Source organism: Rhodomicrobium sp. R_RK_3, assembly GCF_002198715.1.
Lineage (GTDB): Bacteria > Pseudomonadota > Alphaproteobacteria > Rhizobiales > Rhodomicrobiaceae > R-RK-3.
Genome location: NZ_MWLK01000022.1, coordinates 217,579 through 226,044 on the forward strand (window position 1 = coordinate 217,579; position 8,466 = coordinate 226,044).

Below are 8,466 nucleotides of genomic sequence, written 5' to 3' on the forward strand. Positions count from 1 at the left end.
CAACTCCCTTCTAGCGACTTAATTATTAATTAAAATTTTATCGATCTTTTTCCCATTGTCAAAATCTATGATGCCCTCACAATCACCCCGCGCCGCACCGCCGGACCGGGAAAAAACCGGCCGATTTCGTGGCCAGAATGTTCGCATCGGCACCGCACGGAGCGCGCGCGATGCGGGCGGGACTTGCGGTTGCAATGGGAACTTGCTAGTTCGGCTGTTCACGGGGCAAATGGTCACTTGCTCGGTCGCGATCCCGCGCCTAAATATCGGACGATCCCTGGTATCAAAGGTCAAGGCATGCGTTTGTCGGATTTGACGGACGTTGTTCCCAACTATGGCCGCTTACCTAGAAACGATGGGCAATGAGCAGCGTCAACGACATCCGAAGTGCATTCATCCGTTATTTCGAGGCGAATGGTCATAAGCACGTGCCCTCGATTCCGCTGGTGCCGCGCAACGACCCGACCTTGATGTTCACCAATGCCGGCATGGTGCAGTTCAAGAATGCCTTCACCGGCATGGAATCGCTCCCCTATAAGCGGGCGGTGACGGCGCAGAAATGCGTGCGCGCGGGCGGCAAGCATAATGACCTCGACAATGTCGGCTACACGGCGCGCCACCACACCTTCTTCGAGATGCTCGGCAACTTCTCCTTCGGCGACTACTTCAAGGACGTCGCCATCGAACTTGCCTGGACGCTGATCACCAAGGAATTCGGCCTCGACAAGAACCGCCTCACCGCCACGGTCTATGCCGATGACGACGAGGCCTTCAAGCTCTGGCGCAAGATCTCCGGCCTGCCGGAATCCCGCATCATCCGCATCGCCACCGCGGATAATTTCTGGGCGATGGGCGACACCGGGCCCTGCGGCCCCTGCTCGGAGATCTTCTACGATCATGGCGACAAGGTTTTCGGCGGCCCGCCCGGCAGTGCCGATGCCGATGGCGACCGCTTCGTCGAGATCTGGAACCTCGTCTTCATGCAATATGAGCAGGTGACGCCCGACGAGCGCATCACGCTGCCGCATCCCTCGATCGACACCGGCCTCGGGCTGGAGCGGCTGGCGGCGGTGTTGCAGGGCGTGCACGACAATTACGACATCGACCTGTTCAAGGCGCTGATCAAGGCGTCGGCGGATGCGAGCGGCGTCGCGGCCGACGGTCCGCACCGCGTCAGCCACCGCGTCATCGCCGACCATCTGCGCGCCTCGAGCTTCCTGATCGCCGACGGCGTGCTGCCCTCCAATGAAGGCCGCGGCTATGTGCTGCGCCGGATCATGCGCCGGGCCATGCGCCACGCCCAGTTGCTGGGGGCGAGGGAGCCGCTGATGTGGCGCCTCGTGCCGACGCTCACCCGCGAGATGGGCCAGGCCTATCCCGAACTCATCCGCGCCGAGGCGCTCATCACCGAGACCTTGCTGCTCGAGGAAACCCGCTTCCGCAAGACGCTGGAGCGGGGCCTGGCGCTGCTCGACGAGGAGACCGCGAACCTCTCCGCCGGCGCGACCTTGTCCGGCGACGTGGCGTTCAAGCTCTATGACACTTACGGCTTCCCGGTCGACCTCACCGCCGACGCGCTGAAGCAGCGCAATATCGAGGTCGACCGCTCCGGCTTCGAGATCGCCATGGAGCGCCAGCGCGCCGAGGCCCGCGCGGCCTGGTCCGGCTCGGGCGAAGCGGCGACCGAGCGCGTCTGGTTCGAATTGCGCGACCGGGTCGGCGCGACCGAATTCCTCGGCTATGCCACCGAAAAGGCCGAGGGTGAAATCCTCGCCATCGTCAAGGGCGGCAAGGAGGTCAAGCAGCTCAAGAAGGGCGAAGAGGGCGCCATCGTCACCAACCAGACGCCGTTCTACGGCATGTCGGGCGGTCAAGTCGGCGACCAGGGCGTCATTCGCGGGCCCAAGGGCGCCGTGTTCACCGTCACCAGCACCGAAAAAAAGCTCGGCGACCTCTTCGTGCATTCCGGCACGCTGGAGAAAGGCCCGATCAAGCTCGGCGATGCGGTCGAACTCGACGTCGATCACAGCCGCCGCACCGCCATCCGCGCCAACCACTCGGCGACGCATCTGCTGCATGAGGCACTGCGTCAGGTGCTCGGCACGCATGTGGCGCAAAAGGGCTCGCTGGTCGAGCCGGGCCGGCTGCGCTTCGACTTCTCGCACCAGAAGCCGATGACGGCGGAGGAGATCGAGCGGGTCGAGGATCTCGCCAATGCGATGATTTTGCAGAACGAGGCCGTCACCACGCGGCTGATGGCGGTCGACGACGCCATCGCGCATGGCGCCATGGCGCTGTTCGGCGAGAAATATGGCGATGAGGTCCGCGTCGTGTCGATGGGCAAACCGGCGAATGGCGAGGCGGCCAAGGCGTGGTCGGTCGAGCTTTGCGGCGGCACCCATGTGTTCCGCACCGGCGATATCGGCCTCATCAAGATCGTCGGCGAAAGCGCGGTCGCGGCCGGCGTCCGCCGTATCGAGGCGCTGACCGGGGAGGCGGCCCGCAAATATCTCAGCGAGCAGGACGCGCTGGTGCGCGCCGCGGCCGGGACGCTGAAGGTCAAGCCGGACGAATTGCCCGCCCGCCTCACCGCGCTGATGGACGACAAGCGCCGGCTCGAGCGCGAGTTGACCGAGGCCAGGAAGGCGATCGCGCTCGGCGGCGGCCACGGCCCCGCCAACGGCAAGGATGACGGCGTGCGCGAGGTCGGCGCGGTCAAGCTGATGGCGCGCACGGTGCGCGGCATCGCGCCGAAGGATCTGCGCGGCCTCGTCGATGACGGCAAGCGCCAGCTCGGCTCCGGCATCGTCGCCATCATCGGCGTCACCGACGAGGGCAAGGCCGGCATCGTCGTCGGCGTCACCGACGACCTGACCGCCAATTACAGCGCCGTCGACCTGGTGCGCGCCGGGGCTGAGGCGCTCGGCGGCGCGGGCGGCGGTGGACGGCCCGACATGGCCCAGGCCGGCGGCCCCGACGGCAGCCGGGCGGATGCCGCGCTCGCCGCGATCGAGAAGCATGTGGCGGGGCTGGTTTAGCCCGGCCCCTGCCGCTGCGGGCGCTCCCGCTGGCTTGCGTCTCACACGCGTCGCCCCGGCCGTAAGAGCCGGGGCCCACTCGCTGCGCCACTTGCCAAGGCGGATGTCCGATCCTTTCGGGCTGCCGCCGCAGTTTGTCCGCGCGGTTCCTGCCATTGCCGGGAATGCGGGAAGCCCAACGCCAGAGTTGTCCCTTTACTGATCCCCTCTTTCCGGGGATGACAATTGCGAGGGGGCGCCCCGAGCCCGGAGTGGGCCACCGCCAGTCACTGCTTCACCAGCGGTCCGATGGTCTCGATGCGGTTGGTCCAGATACCGGCGGTGAAGGGGCGGGGCAGCTTGGCGAGCGTTTCGGCGTCGTCGACGCCCGAGGCCGATTCATCGCCGCCGCCATAGGGGCCGGTCACGAAGACCCGCGTGCCCGCCGCCTGCATCCGCGCGCTGAGGCGGTTCGGATAGCCCCAGACCCAGGGGGCGATATTGACCGGCAGCAGCAGCAGCGTATTCCGGCACGCCTCCGGCACGCTTCCAGTCCAGCCGACGCCGAAATAGCGCGGCAGGCAGCGCTTGAGGCTCGCCTTCGACATGGTCACCAGATCGGGGAGCCGCGCCTTCAGCGTCTCGATCGGCCGCTCGCCGCCATAGGCCATCAGCAGCGCGCGGCGCTCCGGCGGCAATTGCGCCAGCCGGTCGGCCAGCAGCTCGCCCTCGGCCGGATCGTTGCTCTTGATGTTGATCAGCAGCAGCTTGTCCGGAAAGCGCTCCAGCACCTCGTCCAGCGTCGGCATCAGACCGACGCCCTTGCCGCGGAACGGATAGGTCTTGCCGCCATCGGCGGTGTAGCCATAGCCGATGTCGAGCGCCTTCAGCTCGGCCAGCGTGTGCTCGCGCGTCACGCCCTTGCCGTCGGTGCGGCAGTCGAGCGTCCAGTCGTGCAGCACGGCGAAATGGCCGTCGGTGGTCGGGTGAATGTCGAACTCGACCACGTCGGCGCCGGCGCGGAAGGCGGCCTCCATCGAGGCGAGCGTGTTTTCCAGGAAGTCATGCGTCGGCGGATAGATGCGCTCCGCGGTGCAGGTCTCGCTGGTCAGGTTCTCGCGGTGATAGGTCTGGTGCACGCCGCGATGGGCGAGCATCGAAATCCGGTCGCCGGACGCGGTGGCCAGAATGTCTGTGTTGTTGAACCAGACCCCGAAGGCGAAAACAGCGACAATCCCTAAGCCGCCCAGCAGCTTTCTTCCCATGCCAACCCATCCCGTCGAAGAAGCGAGCCCCGCCCGTGCGCGGAGCAGGGCCCGGCTTTTTCGATGCGAGCGTGGCTATTGCATGGCTTTTTGCAAATTCTCGTCGATCTTGGCGATGAAGCCTTCCGTCGACAGCCAGGCCTGCTTGTCGCCGACCAGCAGCGCCAGGTCCTTGGTCATGAAGCCGGCTTCGATGGTGGCGACCGTCACCTCCTCCAGCGTATGGGCGAATTTGGCCAGCTCGGCGTTATTGTCGAGCTTGGCGCGATGGGCAAGGCCGCGCGACCAGGCAAAGATCGAGGCGGTGGAGTTGGTCGAGGTCTCGCGGCCCTTCTGGTGCTCGCGGTAATGGCGGGTGACGGTGCCGTGCGCCGCCTCGGCCTCGACCGTCTGGCCGTCGGGGGTGAGCAGCACGCTGGTCATCAGGCCGAGCGAGCCGTAGCCTTGCGCGACGGTGTCGGACTGCACGTCGCCGTCGTAGTTCTTGCAGGCCCATACGAAGCCGCCCGACCATTTCAGCGCCGAGGCGACCATGTCGTCGATCAGCCGGTGTTCGTAGACGATCTTCTTGGCGGCGAACTGGTCCTTGAACTCGGCGTCGAACACCTCCTGGAAGATGTCCTTGAAGCGCCCGTCATAGGTCTTCAGGATGGTGTTCTTGGTCGAGAGGTAAAGCGGATAGCCGCGCTGCAGCGCGAAATTCATGCTGGCTCGCGCGAAGTCGCGGATGGAATCGTCGAGATTGTACATGGCGAGCGCCACGCCCGAGCCGGGGAATTCGAACACCTCGTGCTCGATGCTGTCGCTGCCGTCCTCGGACACCCAGCGGATGGTCATGCGGCCCTTGCCCGGCACTTTGAAGTCGGTGGCGCGGTACTGGTCGCCATAGGCGTGGCGGCCGATGATGATCGGCTGCGTCCAGCCGGGGACGAGGCGCGGGATGTTGGTGCAGATGATCGGCTCGCGGAAAATCACCCCGCCGAGGATGTTGCGGATGGTGCCATTGGGAGATTTCCACATTTTTTTCAGGCCGAATTCCTCGACCCGCGCTTCATCCGGCGTGATGGTGGCGCATTTGACGCCGACGCCATGTTCCTTGATGGCATGGGCGGCGTCGATGGTGACCTGGTCGTTGGTGGCGTCGCGGTTCTCGATGGAGAGGTCGTAATAGAGCAGGTTGACGTCCAGATAGGGATGGATGAGCTTGTCCTTGATCAGCTGCCAGATGATCCGGGTCATTTCGTCGCCGTCGAGTTCCACGACGGGGTTCGCCACTTTGATTTTGCTCATATCGTCCTCAACCTGTTAGGGAACGTGACGCCGATTGCCAGCTGCCGCACCGCACCATAATGGAGGCCAGCCGGTGCGCCAAGTCGACGAAAGGTGATCCATATGGAAAAATTGCCCCCAGAGGCCGCGGCAAGCGCCCAAGCCGTTGAAAATCCAGGGCTGCGGCCGCCGGCCATCATCCTGGTCGAGCCGCAGCTCGGCGAGAATATCGGCCAGGCCGCCCGCGCCATGGCCAATTTCGGCCTGGCCGAATTGCGCCTCGTCGCCCCCCGCGACGGCTGGCCGAGCGAGAAGGCGCTGGCGGCGGCATCGGGCGCGAGCCACATCATCGAGCGCGCCGTGCTGTTTCCGACCGTCGAAGCCGCCATTGCTGATCTGCATTTTGTCGGGGCGACAACCGCGCGTATTCGTGAGATGGTCAAGCCGGTCTTCACGCCCGAAACGGCCGCGCGCGACTTCGCGGGCCGGGCGGAAGCAGGGCAACTTTGCGGCGTTTTATTCGGCCGGGAGCGCTCCGGCCTTGAAAACGACGAAGTTGCATTGGCGGATGCACTGGTGATGGCGCCGGTCGATCCGGCCTTCGCATCGCTCAATCTGGCTCAGGCTGTGCTGATCGTCGGTTATGAGTGGCGCAAGGCCGTCGCTGGCGCTTCGCTCGGGCGCGGTACGGAGTTCGACGGTCCAGCGCGGGAAGGGGTGCAGCTCAATAAGTGCATTCCTGCCACACGCGGCGAGCTTCTCGACTTCTTCGCTCATATCGAAGGAGAATTGTCGCAAGCGGGCTTTTTCAAAACTGACGAGAAGCGTTCAAGCGTGGTACGAAACATCCGCAATATGTTCCATCGGGCGTCACTGACCGATCAGGAGGTGAGGACTTTGCGGGGGATCGTTGTTGCGCTTACGGGAGTGCGGCGTTCGCGCCACAGGGTGGAGTAGCAGGGCAACAGTTGTCACAGTTACGCCGCGTTTATGGTATTGCGATTGCCACGACATAATGGCAGCGTGTGGCCCTCGGAGGGACTACAGGGCAGGGGATGCAAATGATCAATTTCAGCCGATTGGGATTTTTGACGTGTCTATTCGCCGGCCTTGCCTTCGCCGCCGTCGCGACGGCGCAGACGAGCGCCGCGCCGAAGGGCGACAAGGAAGGTGCGGCCAAGGACGGGGCCAAGGATGAGCTGAGCGTCAAATCCGTGAAGCTGATCACGGGCTTTGCTCTCACCACCATCCCGAGCGAAATCAAGCAGCCGGACGGCAAGGTCCTGAAAATCGACCGGTCCAACCTGGAGAAGATCCTGGTGCCGCTCGAAGATGCCCGCCGCATCATCATGACCGCCCGCAATTCCGCCCATGCGCAGATGTGCGACATGCCGGAGCTGCAGGCCGAGAACTATCTGGCTCTGATGCGCGGCGAGCAGGCCAAGAAGAAGTGGACGCAGGAGCAGATGCTGTTCATCAACCGCCTTCACCTGTTCACGGTGATGTGGCTGACGGGCAACGTCAAATTCCTGGAAAAGGATGGCAAGAAGGAGCCGACCGTCATCTCCGAGCCCGACAAGGGCGAGAAGAAGGTTTGCAGCCCCGAGGAAAAGGACAATGTGAAGGCCAATATCGAGGCTTTCCTGAAGTCCGTGCAGAAATCATAAAATGACGGGAATTTGGCTGCGGCGTTGACAGCGCCGCGCCGGTTCCGCTATCACCTGACCCAGGCGGACCATTTGGTCCGCCTTTTCTCATGCCCGTGGCGGCCAGCACAAGAGAGAGGCCGCCTGTCGTTTGCCGGATCGCGATGGTCTTACCGTCAGGGCCGGGTAAAAGGAGGAGGGCATGGTCACTTTGTCAAAAGCCAATCTCTTTCGAGGACAAACATGACCAAGCGCATCAGCGCCAAGCATAAGATCGACCGCCGTCTCGGCGAGAATATCTGGGGCCGGCCGAAGAGCCCGGTCAACAAGCGCGAATATGGACCCGGCCAGCACGGCCAGCGCCGCCGCGGCAAGGTGTCCGATTTCGGCGTGCAGCTTCGCGCCAAGCAGAAGCTGAAGGGCTATTACGGCAATATCAACGAGCGCCAGTTCAAGAACATCTATAAGGAAGCCACGCGGCTGCGCGGCGACACCTCCGAGAACCTGATCGGCCTCCTGGAATGCCGTCTGGATGCGGTGGTCTACCGCTCCAAATTCGTGCAGACGCCGTTCGCGGCGCGCCAGTTCATCAGCCATGGCCATATCCAGGTCAATGGCCGCCGGGTGAACATCCCGAGCTACCGCTGCCGCGCTGGCGACGTCATCGAGATCCAGGAGAAGTCGCGCGGCATCGTGGCGGTGCTGGAAGCCGTGCAGAGCTCCGAGCGCGATGTTCCGGACTATATCGAGGCCGACCACTCCAAGATGCGCGCCAGCTTCGTGCGCGTGCCCACGCTCGGCGACGTGCCCTATCCGGTGCGCATGGAGCCGAATCTGGTGGTCGAGTTCTACTCACGCTAAGGGTGACGCGCCGCCGGGGCCAGCAACGGCTCCGGTGATGCGATTTTTTAGCGCGCGGTCCGGCTCCGGAAGGAGTTCGGGCCGCGCGCTTTTTGCGTTTGGGATGGCGGATAGGGGCATTCGGCCAAGGTTGGCGGCGTCCGGGCAAAACGCCACCTTCTCCTGGGAGCAGATGGTGGCGCCGCGCCAAATCGATGCCCGGTCAGCAGGTTAAAGCGGGGTCATTTAAATTGGCAATTCCAGGGTGTACGCCGCCGGCAGGTCCCCAGCCGAGGCGCGGTCCCGGGCGGTGGAGGAAAATGCAAGGCATCCGCTTAATCCCCGCAGCCAGACTCCCTCTCCCATGGGAGACCTTTGCGTATCGAAGGTCCTCTCCCCGTCGTCCCGGACGGCCGTCAGGCCGAGCCG

At 64.2% G+C, this 8,466-nt stretch carries 6 protein-coding genes; 4 read left to right on the forward strand and 2 right to left on the reverse strand.

The window, feature by feature from the left end; translation table 11 throughout:
* The first annotated feature begins 362 nt into the window (after nucleotides 1-362).
* Entirely contained in the window at nucleotides 363-3,038 is a 2,676-nt protein-coding gene (gene alaS / locus BLEFHOIH_RS13460) for an alanine--tRNA ligase (protein WP_088346241.1), read from the forward strand.
* A 266-nt stretch (nucleotides 3,039-3,304) separates the two neighbouring features.
* Here alaS and BLEFHOIH_RS13465 read toward each other — a convergent pair whose 3' ends face one another.
* Nucleotides 3,305-4,282, reverse strand: a complete 978-nt coding sequence (locus BLEFHOIH_RS13465; RefSeq protein ID WP_088346243.1) for a glycerophosphodiester phosphodiesterase family protein — start codon at nucleotides 4,280-4,282, stop codon at nucleotides 3,305-3,307.
* Nucleotides 4,283-4,357: 75 nt separating this feature from the next.
* Nucleotides 4,358-5,572, reverse strand: coding sequence for an NADP-dependent isocitrate dehydrogenase (locus tag BLEFHOIH_RS13470; RefSeq protein WP_088346244.1), 1,215 nt, complete (start codon nucleotides 5,570-5,572; stop codon nucleotides 4,358-4,360).
* A gap of 102 nt (nucleotides 5,573-5,674) precedes the next feature.
* Here BLEFHOIH_RS13470 and BLEFHOIH_RS13475 point away from each other — a divergent pair, with 102 nt between their 5' ends.
* The 3 genes from BLEFHOIH_RS13475 (at nucleotide 5,675) to rpsD (ending at nucleotide 8,058) form a co-directional block, all read left to right on the forward strand.
* Nucleotides 5,675-6,508, forward strand: coding sequence for an RNA methyltransferase (locus tag BLEFHOIH_RS13475; RefSeq protein WP_088346286.1), 834 nt, complete (start codon nucleotides 5,675-5,677; stop codon nucleotides 6,506-6,508).
* Nucleotides 6,509-6,612: 104 nt separating this feature from the next.
* Nucleotides 6,613-7,218 carry a hypothetical protein gene (locus BLEFHOIH_RS13480; protein WP_088360672.1) on the forward strand — a complete coding sequence of 202 codons (606 nt, stop codon included), beginning with the start codon at nucleotides 6,613-6,615 and terminating at the stop codon, nucleotides 7,216-7,218.
* 222 nt (nucleotides 7,219-7,440) lie between these two features.
* Complete coding sequence (gene rpsD / locus BLEFHOIH_RS13485; protein WP_088346248.1) at nucleotides 7,441-8,058, forward strand: 30S ribosomal protein S4; 618 nt, start codon at nucleotides 7,441-7,443, stop codon at nucleotides 8,056-8,058.
* Nucleotides 8,059-8,466: the final 408 nt, after the last annotated feature.